The organism is Kitasatospora sp. NPDC029367 (genome assembly GCF_055569135.1).
The window spans coordinates 18,676-35,013 of sequence record NZ_JBVHYH010000038.1; the positions used below are offsets into that span (position 1 = coordinate 18,676).

Consider the following 16,338-nt stretch of genomic DNA (forward strand, 5'->3'; position numbering starts at 1 on the left):
ACTGAACCGCTCAGGGCGCGGGGAGGCGGAACTCGACGGTCAGCCCGTGCGGCAGCGAGGGCGCGACGGTGAGCGTTCCGCCGCCGGCCCGGGCGAGTTCGTCCGCGATGGCCAGGCCGAGACCGGTGCCCGGGAGGTTCTGGTGCTCCGGTGCGCGGGCGAAGCGCCCCAGCAGCAAGGGGAGTTGAGCGTCCGGGACACCGGGGCCGGTGTCCCGGACCCGGACCACCGCGCCGCCGTCCGGGCCGGGCCGGACGGTCACCCGGACCTGGGCCCCGGGCGGGACGAACTTGCCGGCGTTGTCCAGCAGGGCGTCCAGGATCCGCCCGGCCGCGTCGGGCAGGGCGCGGGCACGCAGCCCGGGGGTGATCTCGGCGGTCAGCTCCGGGCCGCCCGCCTCGAACACCGGGCCCCAGGCCGCCACCCGCTCGGCCACGGCCGCGGAGACGTCCTGCTCCTCGACCGGCGCGGCGGCCGCCTCCAGCCGGGCCAGGGCGAGCAGGCCGTCGAGCAGCTCCCCCAGCCGGTCCGCCTCGTCCAGGGCGAGGGCGTGCGCCTGCCGGCCGGGGCCCGGCGCGACGTACGGCTCGGCGTTCTCCAGTTGCAGCACCAGGGTGGCCAGCGGGTTGCGCAGCTGGTGCGAGGCGTCGGCGACGAAGTCCCGGCGGCGGCGCAGCGATTCGCCGACCGCCGCCGCCATGCCGTCGAAGTGCTCGCGCAGCCGCCGCAGTTCGGGCGGGCCGGTGTCGGCGGTGGCAGCGACGGCGGCGCGCGGTTCGAAGCAGCCGTCGGCCATGGTGGCGACCGCGCGGTCGAGTTCGTGGACGGGCCGCAGCAGCCAGCGGGCGATGCCGGCCGCGACCAGGGCGGCGGCGCCGAAGGCGGTGACGGCGCCGGCCGCGATCAGCGTCCAGCGGACCAGCACGTCGTGCCGCGCAGCGTCGGTGGGGACGGTCAACAGGACGGCGCCGCCGACCCGTTCGTCCTGGCCGACCGGTTCGGCCAGCACCACGGTGTCCGGCCCCCAGGGCAGGACGGTGGGCAGCGCCTCGGTGGAGCGGCCGGTCAGGGCGCGGTCCTCGGCCTGCCGGGCGGCGGGGCCGACCGGGGCCGGACCGGCCCGGCCGACGGTGTGTCCGGCGGTGTCGACCACCGTCACGGCGGCGCCGTAGAGCTGGGCGTAGCGGGTGAGTTCGGCGTCGAGTTCACGGCGGTCGGCGTCGGTGCGGATCCGGTCGGCGAGCTCGGCGAAGCGGACGCCGTCGGCCCGGCGTTGCAGCAGCAGGTGTTCGGTGCGACCGCGGGCGTAGGAGTCGGCCAGCGGCAGGGCGAGCAGCAGCACGGCCGCACCGATCAGCGCGGTGAGCACCGCCAGCAGCCGGCGCCTCACCGGCCTTCCAGGGAGCCGAGTTGGTAGCCGTAGCCGCGGATGGTGCGGACCAGGGCGGCCCGGCCGGTCTTGGCCCGGATGCCGGCCACGTGCACGTCCAGCGAGCGGGAGGAGGCGAGGAAGGCGTCGCCCCAGATCCGGTCCAGGATCTCCTCGCGGGAGCGGACGTCGCCGGGTTGCGCGGCGAGCAGCGCGAGCACGTCGAACTCGCGGCGGGTGAGCCGGACTTCGGCGCCGCCGACGGTCACGGTGCGGGCCGCCGGGTCGATCGTGACGTCCCCGGTGCGCACCTGCCGCTGCCCGCCGGCCGGTTCCGGGGCGGCGCCGGTGCGGCGGCGCACGGTGTCGATCCGGGCGATGAGTTCGGCCATCCGGAACGGCTTGACCACGTAGTCGTCGGCGCCGGCCCGCAGGCCCTGGAGGACGTCCCGCTCCTCGCTGCGCGCGGTGACCACGATCAGCGGCACCGCGCACACCGTGCGCAGCTTGCGCAGCAGGTCGAGGCCGTCCAGGTCGGGCAGGCCGAGGTCGAGCAGGACGAACTCGGCCTCCCGGACGTGCCGCAGCGCCTCGGCGGCGCGGACCACCCGGCGCACGGTGTGGCCGCGCCGGGCGAGCGCGGTGGCGAGGGCCTGGGCCATCCGGTCGTCGTCCTCGACCAGCAGCATGTGCACGAACCCTCCCCGGCGGTGAGGTGACTACGGTACGGGCTGCGCCGCGGCGGTCGGCGCCGGGGTCTCCGCGGGGTCGAGCACGGCGTGCCGGGTGTCGGGCATCAGCACGTAGACGACCAGGGAGACCAGCGCGCAGCCGGAGACGTACCAGAAGAAGCCGGACTCGTGGCCGCTGTTCTTGAACCAGAGCGCGATGTACTCGGCGGTGCCGCCGAACAGCGCGTTGGCGAGGGCGTACGGCAGCGCGACGCCGAGGGCGCGGATCCGGGTGGGGAAGAGTTCGGCCTTCACGGCCGCGTTGATCGAGGTGTAGCCGGTGACGACGAGCAGCGCGACGAGCGAGAGGCCGAGCGCGGACCAGTAGCCGGAGGCCGAGCCGAGGGCGGTCATCAGCGGGTAGGTGCCGACGGTGCAGCCGAGTGCGAAGGTGATCAGCAGCGGGCGGCGGCCGATCCGGTCGGAGAGCAGCCCGGCCAGCGGCTGGACGGCGGCGAACACGGCGAGCGCGGTGAAGCTGACCAGGGTGGCGGTGTCCTTGGCGAGCCCGGCGCTGCCGATCAGGTACTTGGTCAGGTAGGTGGTGAACGTGTAGTAGGCGACGGTGCCGCCGAGGGTCAGGGCCATCACCAGGGCGGCCTGGCGTCGGTGCTCCCACAGGCTGCGCAGGGTGCCGCGGGCGTCGGCCCGCTCCCGGCCGGCGGACTCGGCGGCGAAGGCCTCGGTCTCCGGCAGCCGACGGCGCAGCCAGAGCACCACGACGGCCAGCACGGCGCCGAGCAGGAAGGGCAACCGCCAGCCCCAGGAGTGCAGTTGGGCGCTGCTGAGGGTGTGCTGCAGGACGATCAGGATGCCCAGGCCGAGGAGCTGGCCGCAGGTCATCGAGACGTACTGGAAGGAGGAGCCGAGGCCGCGCCGGTTCGGTGCGGAGGCCTCGGTGAGGTAGGTGGCGCTGGCTGCGTACTCGCCGCCGATGCTCATGCCCTGGAGCAACCGGGCGAGCAGCAGCACGACGGCGCCGAGGTAGCCGGCCCGCGCGTAGGTCGGGGCGACGGCGATCAGCACGGCGGCCGCGGACATCATGGTGACGGTCAGGGTGAGCGCGCTCTTGCGGCCGTGCCGGTCGGCGGCCCGGCCGAGCAGCCAGCCGCCGACGGGGCGCATCAGGAAGCCGACCGCGAAGATGCCGGCCGTGTTCATCAGCTTGGCGGTGGAATCGCTGCCGGGGAAGAAGTCGTCGGCGAAGTAGACGGCGAAGCTGGCGTAGACGAACCAGTCGTACCACTCCACCAGGTTGCCCAGCGACCCGCCGATCAGGGCGCGCCGCCGCCGGGCGCGGTCCGCGCCGGGCGGCTGGGGGCGGGGAGCGGGGGCGGCCGGGACGGCGGCGGACGGGGACATGGCGGCTCCAGCGGCTGGTACGGCGGGTGGGTGTCCCAGAGCGTGCCGCCGCCCGCGGGGCGGCGGCAAGGAGCGCCGCGCAGAACTTACGTTCCGCTAAGGAAGCCTGCGCCGCGGCTCACCCGTCGTGTTCCTCGGTGCGACCGCCCGGCCTGGGGCTGCGGCCCGTCGATCGGCTGCGACTGCTCCGGCTGCTCCGGCTGCTTCGGCTGCTTCGGCCGATGGGCGAGGCGGCCCGGTCAGCGGCGGGCTGAGCCGGGACCGGACGCCGAACCGAACGCCGGACCGGAGCCGGAGCCGTACGCCGTCCCCGAGGCGGTACGGCCCGGACCCCGGCGGACCGCGCGGCCGGCCATCGACAGCAGGTCGCGGGCCGGTCCCTGCGGACGCCGGCCGCTGGGCCAGACCGCCCGCAGGGACCGGCTCAGGTCCACCCCGGTGACCTGGACGGCCACCAGCCGCCGCGCCCGCAGGTCCTCCTCGACCGCCAGCCGGCTGAGCACGGCCGGCCCGGCCCCGGCGACCGCTGCGGCCTTCACCGCCGTCGAGGAGGGAAGCTCCAGCAGCGGGCCGGCCGGCCCGCCGTGCGGCGCCAGCACGGCCGTCAGCACCTGCCGGGCACCCGACCCCGCCTCCCGCAGGATCAGCCGGGCGGCCGCCAACTCCTCGGGGGCGACCCGGCTGCGGCGCGCCCAGGCGTGCTGCGGGGCGGTCACCACCACCAGCTCGTCCCGTGCCACCACCGCGGTGTCCAGCCCGGCCGGGACGGTGGCGCTCTCGACGAACCCGAGGTCGACCTCGCCGCGCAGCACCTTCTCGGCCACCAGACCGGAGTTGTCGGCGCTCAACGAGACCACGGTGTCCGGCCGTTCCGCCCGCAGGGCGACCAGCCAGCCGGGCAACAGGTGCTCGGCCACCGTCAGGCTCGCCGCGACCCGCAACCGGTCGTCGCGCTCGCCGCGCAGCGCCTCGATCCCCGCGTCCATCGCCCCGGCGGCCTCCAGCACCCGGCCGGCCCAGCCGGTGACCAGCACCCCGGCCGGCGTCAGGCGGGAACCGTTCGGGGAGCGTTCGAGGAGGCCTACCCCGATCCTGGTCTCCATCACCCGCATCCGGGCGGAGGCGGCCGGCTGACTGATGCCGACCTCCCGGGCGGCCCGGCCGAGACTGCCGAGCCGGGCGACGGCGAGCAGCAGCTCCAGGCTGGGGAGGTCGGGCACTCGGGGGGAAAGCGGCATGGTGGGGTCCACGGACGTCGGGGCGGATCGAGCCGGACGGAACGGGGCGGGACGGCGAACTGCCGTCCCGCCCTCGGGGGTTCTGGTCGTGGTGGGGTTCAGCGCCGTCGGCGGCGAGCACGGGCCGCCCGGGCGGCGAGGGCGAGGGCGGCACCCGCAGCGATCGCGACGAGGCCGACCGGCAGCGCGGTGCCGACCAAGTCCGCTCCCGTGCGGGCCAGTTCAGCCCCGGGCGCGGGGGCTGCCGGCCCGGGGGAGCGCTCGCCGCCGGTGCCTGGGCCCGCTGCGGGCGGGGCCGCCGAGGCGGACGGGCTCGGGCTGCCGGAGGGGCCGGGGCCGGGTGACTCCCCCGGGCCACCGGGGTCCGTGGGCGTGCCGCTCGGAGTGGCCGTCGGGGTGGTCGTCGACGTCGGCGTGGACGTGGGTGTCGAGGTGGGCGTGGACGTGGGCGTGGATGTGGGCGTCGACGTCGGGGTGGTGGTCGGCGTCGTCGTCGGGGTCGGATGTCCGGGGACGAGCCGGATGACCTTCACGGGCTGCATCTGCACGATGTCGTCCTTGCCGAGGTAACTCCTGACGCCGATGTCGACCCGGTCGGTGAACGGGTTGTCCGGCCCGAACTTCAACCGGATCGGAATCTCCGTGACACCGGGCGGAATGGGCCCTTCGTCCTCCGGGAGCGGGAAGTCCTGCCAGTTGTCCGTCGGATCGTTGGACGACGTGGTCGACTGCCACCGGCCGTCGAGGAAGTACTGGACCTCGATCTGATCGGACCTGATCCCGGCGTACTGGGTGTCGTGGACCTCGAAGAACAGCCGGTTGAACCGCCCGTCCGTCTCCGAGCGGTGGAGAACGACGGCGAACTCCTGCCAGTCGGCCCCGGGTTCGAAGTCGCGGGGCAGTCCGCGCAGTTCCAGGGAGGCCTCCGTCGCGGTCGCCGACGTTCCGGGCGCCGTAGCGGTCACCGGAGTCGTGGTCACCGGAGTCGCTGCCACCGGATTCGCCGCCGCCGCGGTCGGAAGCACCGCCGCCGCGACGAGCCCGGTGGCCCCTGCGGCGACGGCGGTGGCGGCGGCCATTCTGCTCAGTTGCACGTGATTCCCTCGTCCCGTTGATGATCAATACACCGGGAATCCTCCGTGCACCGACCAGATCCGAGTAGTACCCCCTTTCCTATGGGGTCATAGGCCGGGTTTCTGACCCACTCCGGCCGCCCTCCGCTCCGTTCGTGCACCCGGGCGGGCACGGCACCGCCGACAAGCACCACACCGGACAAGCGTTACATTGGGGCAGAAAGGGGACCGATCACCGGCGAGGTGCGGCGGATGCACGCGATCACCGACTGGCTGCGCGGACTGTCCGGCCCGGTCGTGTACGCGGTCGTCGGCGCCATGGTCTTCACCGAGGACGCGCTGTTCTTCAGCTTCTTCATCCCGGGCGAGTCGGCCGCCGTCCTCGGCGGCTTCATCGCCCACCAGGGCAGCGTCTCGCTCGGCTGGATGATCCTGGTGGTGGTCTGCGCGGCCGTCCTCGGGGACTCCGCCGGCTACGAGATCGGCCGCCACCTCGGCCCGACGATCCTGCGCACCCGCCCGCTGCGGCGGCACGCGAAGCGGGTCGAGACGGCGCAGGACCTGATCCGCCGGCGCGGACCGGCCGCCGTGTTCGTCGGCCGCTTCATCGCCTTCTTCCGCCCGCTGGTGCCCTCGCTGGCCGGGATGTCCCGGATGCCGTACCGCCGGTTCCTGTTCTACAACGCCCTCGGCGGGCTGGCCTGGGCCTTCGGCTTCACCCTTCTGGGCTACTTCGCCGGAGCCGCCTACAGCAGGGTGGAGGGCACCGTCGGCCGGGTCGCCGCCATCACGATCGCCGCTCTCGTCGCCGTCACCCTGCTGGTCTGGTTCCTCCGGCGCCACCACGCGCGGGGCCGAGAGCCGTCGGACCAGGACGGCGGCGGCGACCGCGAGCACTGAACCGGGCCGGACCGGACCGTCACCGATCCGGGCAGGCCCGCCCGCCGGTCACCGACCGCTACCGGAACGGCGGCCCGTCCGGCGCGCAGACCCGGCCGCGCGGCGGCAGGTCGCCGTCCAGCAGGTAGCGCGCCTCGTAGCCGGCGGCGCAGCCGCTCGGGTTGCCGAGCACGCTGTGGCCCGGGCCGTCGACGGTCAGCAGCCGGCCGCGGGCCAGGGTGTCGGCCAGCGCGCGGGAGCCCTGGTACGGCCAGGCCGGGTCGCCGGTGTTGGCGACGACCAGCACGGGCGCGGCGGTGTAGCGGTCCCAGGGCCCGGTGTAGCGGTCCCGGGCGGCCTCGGCCGGCCAGTCGGCGCAGCGCTGGGTCTGCCAGACCCAGTACGGGCCGAGGGCGCCGGAGCGCTCCCGGGCGAGGTCGGCGAGGGCCGGGTAGCCGGTGCCGGCGGGCGGGTTGACGGTGTCGGCGCACAGCACGCCGAGGACCTGCGTCTGGCCGGGCTGCGCACCGGTCGGCAGGGGTGCCGCCGGGTTGTCGGCGGCGGTCCACAGGCTCTGCAACTGCCCGCCCAGGGCGGCCCAGCCGCGGCTGCCGAGCTGCGGCAGCGGCTGGGCCGAGTACAGCAGCAGCGCGACGGTCGAGACGGCGCTCGCCTCGTCGTAGGTGACGGCCTGCGCGCCGGTGCCGACGGTGACCGGTCCGTGCGCCAGGCGCTCTGTCAGCGCGGCGTACTTGGCCCTGGTCGCCTCCGGGCTGCCCGCGGAGAAGGCGCAGTCGGCCGGGGTGGCGGCGCCGCAGCGGTCGAGGAAGTCGTCCAGGGTGCGGGCCGAGCCGAGGTCGCTGCCGGTGCGCAGGAACGGCGGCAGTGCCCGGTCCTGCGGGGTGCGGCCCGTGGACCAGGCCACCGGGTCGACGGCGCTGTCCAGGACCATGGCGCGCACCCGACCGGGGAAGAGGTTGGCGTAGGTGGCGCCGAGGTACGTCCCGTAGGAGGTGCCGAGGTAGCTGAGCCTGCGGTCGCCGACAGCCTGGCGCAGCAGATCGAGGTCGCGGGCGACGTCCGCGGTGGACAAGTGGGCGAGCAGGCCGGTGCGGTCGTTCTCGGCGCAGCGGCGGCCCAGTTGCGCGTAGGTGTCGGCCCAGCGCGACTGCTGTTCGGCGCCGATCGGGTAGCCGGCGGGGAGTCCGCCGAGCAGGGCCTGTTCGCCGGCCGGGTCGGGGAAGCACCGCAGGGTGGTGGAGGCGCCGACGCCGCGCGGGTCGAAGCTGACGATGTCGAATCTCCGGCGGACCTCCTCGGGGAACAGCGGGGTGGTGGAGGGCAGCGCCAGGGTGCCGGGGATCGCCGGGCCGCCCGGGTTGTAGAACAGGGTGCCGATCCGGTGCGCCGGGTCGTCGGCGGGGTGGCGGATGAGCGCCAGGTCGATGGAGCGGCCGTGCGGGTCGCGGTGGTCCAGCGGCACCTGGGCGGTGTCGCACTGGAATCCGGGGGCGCAGGGCTTGGCCCAGGTCAGGACCGGCACCGGTGGGGCGGGCGCGGCGGCCGAGGCGGCGGCCGGGGGGAGGGCGGCCAGCAGCAGGCCGACGGCCGCGGCGGCGGCGCCGCGGAGGGTGGCGGTGGTGCGGGGTCGGGGCATGGGCGGCTCTCTCGGTCGATCGGCTGAGTGGGCGTCACGGAGTCTTCCGTTCCGCACCGTCAGGGCGCTGCCAGGAAACTGTCAGGGCACTGACACCACGCTCTCCGCGCGCTGTCGGCTCGCCGAACCGGGCCGTCCGATCGTTGTTGACGAAACGTCAGCAGCTTCGCCGCCGTACCTTGACGGGTCACCGACACGGTCCTACAACGGAGTCAGCTCCCCGCTCCCCGTCCCTCGGGAGTCCTCCGGGAGCAGCGGAAGTTCGCCTTCCCGTCCCTCACCGAGGAAGAGGCTTTCCCATGCGCGCACTCCCCCACCGCACCGCTGCCCTGACCGTCTCCGTACTCGCCGCGCTCGCCCTGGTCGCGGCGGCTCCCGCCACCGTCGCCGCATCCCCGACCGCCGCGACCGCCCCCGTCGCCGCCGGCCCCGTGCTCACCACCGGCAGCACGGGTGGCGCCGCCGTCGCGGCGGGCGACGCCCTCGCCGCACCGCTCGCCGGCCGCTCCGCCACCTTCTACTCCACCGCCACCAGCACCACCGGCGTCACCTGCGCGACCTCCCGGCTGTCCGCCACCGTGCTGACCAACCCGGCCGCCCCCGGCACCGCCACCGAGTCCCTGACCGGCCTCACCTTCGGCTCCTGCACCGCCAACGTCACCGGCGTCACCTCGGTGCGCAGCCTGACGGTCGACACCCTCCCGTACGGCGTCTCGATCGCCGACGGCGCGGGCCTGCCCGTCACCCTGACCGGCGGCAGCGCCGGGCAGATCCAGGCCACCGCCGTCCTGAACAGCTGGTTCGGCACCATCACCTGCACCTACCGGCTCAGCGGAGCCTTCACCGGCGCCGCCGACAACGGCGGCCAGAGCCTGACCTTCACCAACGAGCACTTCGCCAAGAGCGGCGGCTCCGGCCTCTGCCCCGGCGACGGCTACTTCTCGGCGAGCTACGGCCCGGTCACCGACACCAGCCAGTCCGGCGCCCCGGCGGTCTATGTGAACTGACCGCCGGACCGCGGCCCGGTCGCCCCGGGGCGACCGGGCGGCGGCAGCACGAAACGATCAGACCGGGGCAGATTCGGACCCAAGCGGGCGGGATGGGACGATACCTGCCATGTCTAGCAAGTCTCCGCCGGTCCGGGGCAACGAGGCCCCCGCCGACCCGCTCCGCCGCCTGCTGCTCGAACTGGGCGACGCCCTGCTGGGCGGGGGCCTTCCCGTCCATGAAGTCGAGGAGGAACTCCGCGGCCTCGGACGGGCACTGGGGGCTCCCGAGGTGCGGGTCGCCGCGCTGACCAACGGGCTGTTCGTCGCCCTCGACGCGGTGGAGGCCACCAGCTTCCGGCCGGTCGGCGCCGCGCTGCGGTTCGAGCAGACCGCGGACGTCCTGCACCTGGCGCACCAGCTGCGCGCCGGTGAGCTGGACGGCCCCCGGGCCCTGGCCGAGCTGGACGCCATCCGGCACGCCCCCGCCCGCTGGCCCGCCTGGGTGGCGGACCTGGGGGCACTGCCGGTCGGGGTGGGCGTCTGCCTGTTCCTCCAACCGGTGACGGCGAACGTGCTGGCCGCCGGGGCCGGCTCGCTGATCGTGGCGGGCCTGACCGCACTGGCCCGCCGGCTGCCCAGGCTGCGCCCGCTGCTGCCGGTCACCGCCGGGTTCCTGGTGGCGCTGCTCGTCCTGTCGCTCAGCCGGGCCGGCCTGCTGGAGGGCCCGCTGCGCACGATCGTGGCCACCCTGGCGATCCTGCTGCCGGGCGGGCTGCTGGTCACCGGGCTGTCGGAGGTCGCGGCGGGCGCCGCCAGTGCCGGGACGGCCCGGCTGGTGTCCGGTGCGGTGCAGCTGGCGCTGTTCCTCGCCGGGGTGGCGGCGGCCACCACCGCGCTCGGCGTACCGGCCAGTGCGCTGGCCAACATCCAGGTGGCCAGGCCGAGTTGGTGGGTGATCGCGGTGGGGCTGGCGATCGCCGTGGCGGGCGTCGTGGTCAACGTGAACACCCCGCCGGCGGCGATCCCGTGGATCGTCGCGGTGATCGCGGTCAGCGTCACCGTGCAGGTGGTGGTCGGGTCGGTCCACGGCGCGGCGATAGGCGGGCTGGCGGGCGCGGTCAGCGCCGCGGTCGCGGCCACCGTGGTGCACTGGCTGCCCGGCGGACCGCTCTGGCAGGTGCTCTACCTGCCCGCGTTCTGGATCGTGGTGCCGGGCTCCTTCGGTCTGCTGAACACCGCGCAGATCGAGGTCGGCAACGGCGCCCAGTCGGTGCTGGCCGCCGTGTCCGCGGTGTTCGGGGTGTCGATCGGCACCCTGATCGGCTCGGTGATCAGCCGGATCCCGCGCCCCTCGCTCGCCGTGGCCCAACTGCGGGCCTGACCCCCGGCAGGCGCGACCACCGTTCTCCGCGACCATCCGACCGGCGCGGTCCCCGGCTCAGCCGGAGACCGCGCCGTTTCCGTTGCCGCCGCTTCCGTAGCCCTTGCCGTTCCCGCTGCCGTTCCCGCTGCCCTTGCCGTTGCCCTTGCTGGTGCGGACCGCGAGCAGCGCGGTGTCGTCCGTCAGGCGCCCGCCGGAGTGCCGGAGGACGGCGCCGACGACGGTACCCACCAGGCGCTCGGGCTCCCCGACCCCGGGCAGGCCGGCCAGGCCCTCCAGGTGGGCGCGCAGGTCGAAGAAGTCGCCCTGGCGGTCCCGGGCCTCGGTCACCCCGTCCGTGACGATCAGCACGGTCTCGTCCACGCCCAGCCGGAGCCGCTGCACCTCCGGGAGCCGACCGGCCAGCGGGGCGAGGCCCAGCGGGACACCGTTGCCCGGCGGCAGCTGCCGGACCCCGCCCGGGCCCAGGACGTACGGGCAGTCGTGGCCGAAGTTGACCACCTGGATCTCCCCGGGGGCGTCGTCGGGGAACCAGACGACCACCGCCGTGGCGAACCGCTCGTCCTCCTCGCCCAGCCGGGCGGAGAGCCGGTTCTGCCGGTGCACCCGCTCCTCCAGCCAGGAGGCGACCGTCGCCAGGCCCTCCTCCCGGAAGGCCGCCTCCCGGAAGCAGCCGACCAGGGCCGCCGCCGTGGCGACCGCCGGCAGGCCCTTCCCCTGGACGTCGCCGAGGAGCACCCGGGCGCCGTACGGGGTGGCCACCACGTCGTAGAAGTCGCCGCCCACCCGGGCCTCGACGTCCGCGGCCAGGTAGCGGGCCTCCGCGTCCACCCCGCCCCAGCCCGGCGGCACCGGGCGCAGCACCACCTGCCGGGTGGTCTCGGCGGCGCCCTGCAGATGGCGGACGTAGGCGGCGGCCCGGGCCCGGAAGACGCTGAGCGGATACGCGAGGACGCAGCCGGCGATCACCAGCAGGAAGTCCTCGATCCCGTGGGACTTGCCCCAGACGCCGTTCAGCCCGGGATAGGCGACGACCGCGAGACCGGCGAAGGCCACGGTGACCGCCGGACCGCACAGCCCCGCGGCGACCACCGGAACCAGGGCCAGCCAGCTGAGCGACTCGAAGTCGCGGGGGGTGAGGGCGTCCACGGCCACCACCGCCGCCAGCAGCACGGCCGGGATCAGCCAGGACCGGTGCCCGTACCGGACCAGCACCGGCAGCTGGGACCCTGGGTCGGACGGCGGCTGCGCCGGCCCGGACGCCTTCGCGGCACGCACCAGCAACGGCCCCTCCGCTCTCCTCCGGTGTCGCGACGGTGCCGGGCCCGGCGCCGTCGCGCCCACGTTAGAGGGCCGGGGCGCCCGGCGCCCCTCGGTCCGCGCCCGTCCGGCTCAGCCGGCCGGCCCGTCGCGCGGCCCGGCAAGGTGGACGCCCACCCCGGCCCGGAACCGCCCGCCCCGCCCGGCGGCTAGTCTGACCCCGCACCGAAAGCCCGTACGAACCGCGAGAGGCCTTCCCGATGAGCACCCCCAGCACCCCCGTCGTCGAGCGGTCGGACGAGCGGCACCGCTACGAGATCCTGGTCGACGGTGAACTCGCCGGTTTCACCGAGTACTTGGACCACGACGGGCAGCGCGTCTTCTACCACACCCTGGTCGAGGAGGCCTTCGCCGGCCGCGGCCTCGCCGGACAGCTGGTCCAGGCGGCGCTGACGGACGTCCGGGCCGCCGGGAAGCGGATCGTCCCGATCTGCCCGTACGTGGCCAAGTTCCTGACCAAGCACCAGGAGTTCGCCGACCTCACCGACGAGGTCACCCCCGAGGTCAAGGCCTGGCTGCGCGACCGACTGAGCTGACCTGACCTGAGCTGGCCCGAGCTGGCCCGAGCTGGCCCGAGCGAGATCCGCCCGGTCCCCGGTCGAGGACAGCGGAGGACGGTGCGGCCCCGCCGGGCGGGGCCGCACCGTCGGCACGTCCGGGTCGTCACATGTTGATCATGTGACCGGCGAGGCCGTGGATGGCCTCCTTGACCGCCTCGCCCAGGGTCGGGTGGGCGTGCACGTTGCGGGCCACCTCGTGGACGGTGAGGTCCCACTGCTGGGCCAGCGTCAGCTCGGGCAGCAGCTCGGTGACCTCGGGGCCGATCAGGTGGGCGCCGAGCAGCTCGCCGTGGGTGTTGTCGCAGATCACCTTGACGAAGCCGATCGGGTGGCCGAGGCCGTGCGCCTTGCCGTTCGCGGTGAACGGGAACTTGGCGACCTTGACGTCGTAGCCGAGGTCACGGGCCTGGGCCTCGGTGTAGCCGAAGGAGGCGATCTGCGGCTGGCAGTAGGTGGCGCGCGGGATCATGGCGAAGTCGACCTCCATGGTCTCCGCCCCGCCGATGGTCTCGGCGGCGATCACGGCCATCGTCTCGGCGGCGTGCGCGAGCATCAGCTTGGCCGTGACGTCGCCGATCGCGAAGATGTGGTCGACGCTGGTGCGGCCGCGCCCGTCCACCGCGATGGCGTTGCGGTCGGTCAGCTTGACCCCGGTGTTCTCCAGGCCGTAGCCGTTGACCCGCGGCGCGAAGCCGATCGCCTGGAGCACCTTGTCGGCCTCCAGCACCTGCTGCTGCCCGTCCTTGGTGACGGTCACCCGCACCTTGGCGTTCGGGTCGCTGTCGTCGATCGACTCGACCCGGGTCGAGGTGAGCACCTCGATGCCCAGCTTGCGGTACTGCTTGGCGAGTTCGGTGGAGACCTCGACGTCCTCCAGCGGCACCACGCGGTCCAGGAACTCGACGATGGTGACCTTCACGCCGTAGTTGTGCAGCACGTAGGCGAACTCGACGCCGATCGCGCCGGCGCCCGCGATGATGATGCTCTCTGGCAGCTGCTCGGTGAGGATCTGCTCCTCGTAGGTCACCACGCGCTCGCTCAGGCTGGTGCCGGGCAGCAGGCGGGTGGTGGCACCGGAGGCGATGATGCAGTGGTCGAAGGTGACCACGTCGAAGCCGCCACCGCTGAGCGCGACCTGGAGGGTGTGGTCGTCGACGAAGGTGCCCCAGCCGTCGTACTCGGTGATGCCGTTCTTCTTCATCAGGTAGTGGACGCCCTTGACCCGGCCGTCGGCCACCGAGCGGCTGCGCTTGAAGGCCTCCGAGAAGTCGAAGGTCACCTGGCCCTCGACCTTGATGCCGAAGGTCTTGGCCTCCTTGGTGAAGATGTGGGCGAGCTCGGCGTTGCGCAGCAGGGCCTTGGAGGGGATGCAGCCGACGTTGAGGCAGACGCCGCCCCAGTACTTGGCCTCGATGACCGCGACCTTGAGGCCCAGCTGGGCCGAACGGACGGCGGCGGTGTAGCCGCCGGGGCCCGCGCCGAGGACGACGACGTCGTAGTGCGTGCTCATGTTGCTGACTCCTCCGAGGGTGTCACGGGTGTCGTGATCTCGTGATCTCGGTCCCATGGTGTCAGGACCGGACTCGACGCACCCACCGGGTCTCGGCGGATGCGCTCCGCGCGGCACCGTACAGGGCCGGGGGCCGATTGTCAGTGGCGGCCGCTACGGTGGTGCGCACCCTGACCCACCAGGGGCGATGGCGGACGGGAGGTGCCCTATGGACGGTGTGCGCACGGCCGGTGGGTGGGCCCGCCGCCCGAGGACGGCAGCGGGCCCACCCGGGCGTCAGGCCGCCACCGCGTGGGCGGCGGTGCCGCCCGCTCCGGCGTCGCCGGCTCCGGTGCTGCCCGGGGTGCTGATACCCGCTCCGCCGGCCGCCCGGGCGGCCGGGCGCTGCCCGGGTACGGGCCGCTGCAGCGGGGAGAGGTCCCAGGCGTAGGTGCCGACGGCATGGGCGATCACGTCGATGTTGTTGTCGAAGACCGCCAGGTCCAGGTTGTCCAGGTCGTCACAGGCCTTGTGGTAGCAGGCGTCGTAGGCGGCGCCCGCCGTTCCGCCGTAACGGGCCTGCTGCTCGGGGGTCTTGATCACCTCGGCGCCGGTGTCGGTGCCGCCGGCCGGGATGCCCGCGTCGATGAACGGACCGTAGTCGGAGCGGCCGTCGAAGGCGCGCGGCTCGTGCGGCAGCTCGCGGCCGTCCAGGTAGTCGGTGAGGAAGCGCTCGATCTGGGCCGAGCCCTCCGGGCCCGCGCCGCCGCCCGCGCTGCCGGAGCCGTTGTAGACGAACTGCGCGTAGTTGGGGGATGCGATCATGTCGAAGTTGAGGTAGAGCCGGATGTTCTTCCGGTCCGTGTCGGAGAGCGACTTCACGTACGCCTCGGAGCCCTTGAGGCCGAACTCCTCGGCCGACCACCAGGCGAACCGGACCTTGTTCTTGACCGGCCGGGTGCCGAGGTTCTTCGCGACCTCCAGGATGCCGGCCGCGCCGGAGCCGTTGTCGTTGATGCCGGGCCCGGCCGGGACGGAGTCCAGGTGGGCACCGACCATCACGGTGTTCGCCGGATCGCCGCCCCGGGTCTCGGCGATGACGTTCCAGGTCTTGCGCTGCTCCATGAAGGTGCGGACGTCCAGGGTCAGCCGCACCGGACCGGCGGCGGCCTCGGCGGCCAGCGCCTTGCCCGCCGCCTCGGTGATCCCGCCGGTGGGGACCTTCCCGGCGGTGGGCTCGCCGAGGGTCCCGTTCAGTTCGCCGTCGGTGTTGTTGTAGATCAGCGCCCCGACGGCGCCCGCCGTGGCTGCGGCCGCCTGCTTCGCGGCGAAGCTGCACCCGCCGCGCCGGATCAGCGCGATCCGGCCGGTGACGGAGCCCGCCGGGTAGTCGGCGGGCGTGCAGCCGGTGGCGGCGCTCACCGGGGCGACGCCCAACTCGGCGGTCAGGCCCGCCTCCGGGCCGCTCACCGAGTAGGTCATGGCCAGTACCGGCACCGACTCCGCCCGTGGTGACAGCACGTCCAGGCGCTGTGCCCGGGCCTCGAAGAAGGTGTACTCGAAGTCCTGCCGGGAGACCTTGAGCCCGGCCCGCCGGGCCTGTTCGTAGATGTACCGCGCGGACAGGTCGTGACCCTTCGAACCGGCCGCCCTGCTACCGCCGTTGCGGTCGGCGAACCGTTGCAGCGCGACCAGGGTGTCCCGGGCGTCCTCGGCGCTGCTCGCCCCGACCAGCCGCTCGGCCAGCCTGGCGCCCCGGCGGGCCGGGTCCGGGTCGGCGTTGGCACTGCCCGCACTGACGAGTAGTAACGGCGCGACCAGGGCGGCGGCGGTCAGGGCGGCGAGCGGGGAGGTCCGGGAACGGGAGCGGGGCTTCAAGGCGACTCCTTCCGACGGTCGGTGGGTTCACGATTTGACATGACGGCGACCGCCTTGCCAAGGCCGCCGCGCTGCCGCGAGGTGCGCGGGACGCCCAGGGCGGTGATGCTGGAGGGGTGGGGGCGTCTCATCCAGGAGGGTGACCACATGTCCATGCTGGATAAGCTCAAGGGCCTGTTGAAGGGCCACGAGGACCAGGCCGAGAAGGGTGTCGACAAGGCCGGCGACTACGTCGACGAACGCACCCAGGGCAAGTACCAGAGCCAGGTCGACACCGCCCAGGACAAGCTCAAGGAGCAGTTCCGCGACGACCGGCCGCCGCAGTAGCGCGGCCCACGCCGCCCGCCCGGCCCGGGGGGGGGGGGGCGGCGGGAGCACGGGCAAAGCGCCGCCGCTCCGGGGAGCAGCCTTC

Annotated in this window: 14 protein-coding genes; 5 read left to right on the forward strand and 9 right to left on the reverse strand. The window is 74.3% G+C overall.

Translation table 11 applies throughout. The features are described from left to right. Window positions 1–10: 10 nt before the first annotated feature. The 5 genes from ACZ4W5_RS21085 to ACZ4W5_RS21105 all read right to left on the reverse strand — a co-directional run bounded on the left by ACZ4W5_RS21085 (window position 11) and on the right by ACZ4W5_RS21105 (window position 5,794). On the reverse strand, window positions 11–1,390 hold the full coding sequence (locus ACZ4W5_RS21085) for a sensor histidine kinase (protein ID WP_465656130.1): 1,380 nt from the start codon (window positions 1,388–1,390) through the stop codon (window positions 11–13). Next, window positions 1,387–2,064, reverse strand: a complete 678-nt coding sequence (locus ACZ4W5_RS21090) for a response regulator transcription factor (RefSeq protein ID WP_465656131.1) — start codon at window positions 2,062–2,064, stop codon at window positions 1,387–1,389. Before ACZ4W5_RS21090 ends, ACZ4W5_RS21085 begins: the two co-directional genes overlap by 4 nt. Before the next feature lie 24 nt (window positions 2,065–2,088). Then, entirely contained in the window at window positions 2,089–3,462 is a 1,374-nt protein-coding gene (locus ACZ4W5_RS21095; RefSeq protein WP_465656133.1) for an MFS transporter, read from the reverse strand. A gap of 239 nt (window positions 3,463–3,701) precedes the next feature. Beyond that, the gene (locus ACZ4W5_RS21100; protein WP_465656135.1) at window positions 3,702–4,700 is read right to left on the reverse strand and encodes a LysR family transcriptional regulator; all 999 of its coding nucleotides are present in this window, start codon (window positions 4,698–4,700) and stop codon (window positions 3,702–3,704) included. A gap of 98 nt (window positions 4,701–4,798) precedes the next feature. Continuing rightward, window positions 4,799–5,794: a hypothetical protein gene (locus ACZ4W5_RS21105; protein ID WP_465656136.1), complete on the reverse strand. Its 996-nt coding sequence runs from the start codon at window positions 5,792–5,794 to the stop codon at window positions 4,799–4,801. A gap of 231 nt (window positions 5,795–6,025) precedes the next feature. Between ACZ4W5_RS21105 and ACZ4W5_RS21110 the strand changes: the two genes are divergently transcribed. Beyond that, window positions 6,026–6,673 carry a DedA family protein gene (locus tag ACZ4W5_RS21110; protein ID WP_360241001.1) on the forward strand — a complete coding sequence of 216 codons (648 nt, stop codon included), beginning with the start codon at window positions 6,026–6,028 and terminating at the stop codon, window positions 6,671–6,673. 58 nt (window positions 6,674–6,731) lie between these two features. On the opposite strand, the gene ACZ4W5_RS21115 is transcribed toward ACZ4W5_RS21110, so the two are convergent. Continuing rightward, the gene (locus ACZ4W5_RS21115; protein WP_360240998.1) at window positions 6,732–8,309 is read right to left on the reverse strand and encodes an alpha/beta hydrolase; all 1,578 of its coding nucleotides are present in this window, start codon (window positions 8,307–8,309) and stop codon (window positions 6,732–6,734) included. A gap of 299 nt (window positions 8,310–8,608) precedes the next feature. Here ACZ4W5_RS21115 and ACZ4W5_RS21120 point away from each other — a divergent pair, with 299 nt between their 5' ends. Beyond that, on the forward strand, window positions 8,609–9,316 hold the full coding sequence (locus ACZ4W5_RS21120; RefSeq protein ID WP_465656139.1) for a Tat pathway signal sequence domain protein: 708 nt from the start codon (window positions 8,609–8,611) through the stop codon (window positions 9,314–9,316). 109 nt (window positions 9,317–9,425) lie between these two features. Continuing rightward, window positions 9,426–10,679: a threonine/serine exporter family protein gene (locus tag ACZ4W5_RS21125; protein WP_465656141.1), complete on the forward strand. Its 1,254-nt coding sequence runs from the start codon at window positions 9,426–9,428 to the stop codon at window positions 10,677–10,679. A 57-nt stretch (window positions 10,680–10,736) separates the two neighbouring features. On the opposite strand, the gene ACZ4W5_RS21130 is transcribed toward ACZ4W5_RS21125, so the two are convergent. Next, window positions 10,737–11,957: a PP2C family protein-serine/threonine phosphatase gene (locus ACZ4W5_RS21130; RefSeq protein ID WP_465656143.1), complete on the reverse strand. Its 1,221-nt coding sequence runs from the start codon at window positions 11,955–11,957 to the stop codon at window positions 10,737–10,739. Between the two features lie 242 nt (window positions 11,958–12,199). Here ACZ4W5_RS21130 and ACZ4W5_RS21135 point away from each other — a divergent pair, with 242 nt between their 5' ends. Then, complete coding sequence (locus ACZ4W5_RS21135; RefSeq protein WP_360240987.1) at window positions 12,200–12,535, forward strand: GNAT family N-acetyltransferase; 336 nt, start codon at window positions 12,200–12,202, stop codon at window positions 12,533–12,535. A 127-nt stretch (window positions 12,536–12,662) separates the two neighbouring features. Here the strand turns inward: ACZ4W5_RS21135 and lpdA are convergent, their stop codons facing one another. Then, window positions 12,663–14,069 (reverse strand): dihydrolipoyl dehydrogenase, encoded by a 1,407-nt coding sequence (lpdA, locus tag ACZ4W5_RS21140; protein WP_360240984.1) that lies wholly within the window; start codon window positions 14,067–14,069, stop codon window positions 12,663–12,665. A gap of 276 nt (window positions 14,070–14,345) precedes the next feature. Continuing rightward, a complete protein-coding gene (locus tag ACZ4W5_RS21145) occupies window positions 14,346–15,926 on the reverse strand; it encodes a M28 family metallopeptidase (protein ID WP_465656146.1) in 1,581 nt (526 codons plus the stop codon). Between the two features lie 147 nt (window positions 15,927–16,073). On the opposite strand from ACZ4W5_RS21145, the gene ACZ4W5_RS21150 reads away from it, so the two are divergent. After that, a complete protein-coding gene (locus ACZ4W5_RS21150; RefSeq protein ID WP_360240978.1) occupies window positions 16,074–16,253 on the forward strand; it encodes an antitoxin in 180 nt (59 codons plus the stop codon). Window positions 16,254–16,338: the final 85 nt, after the last annotated feature.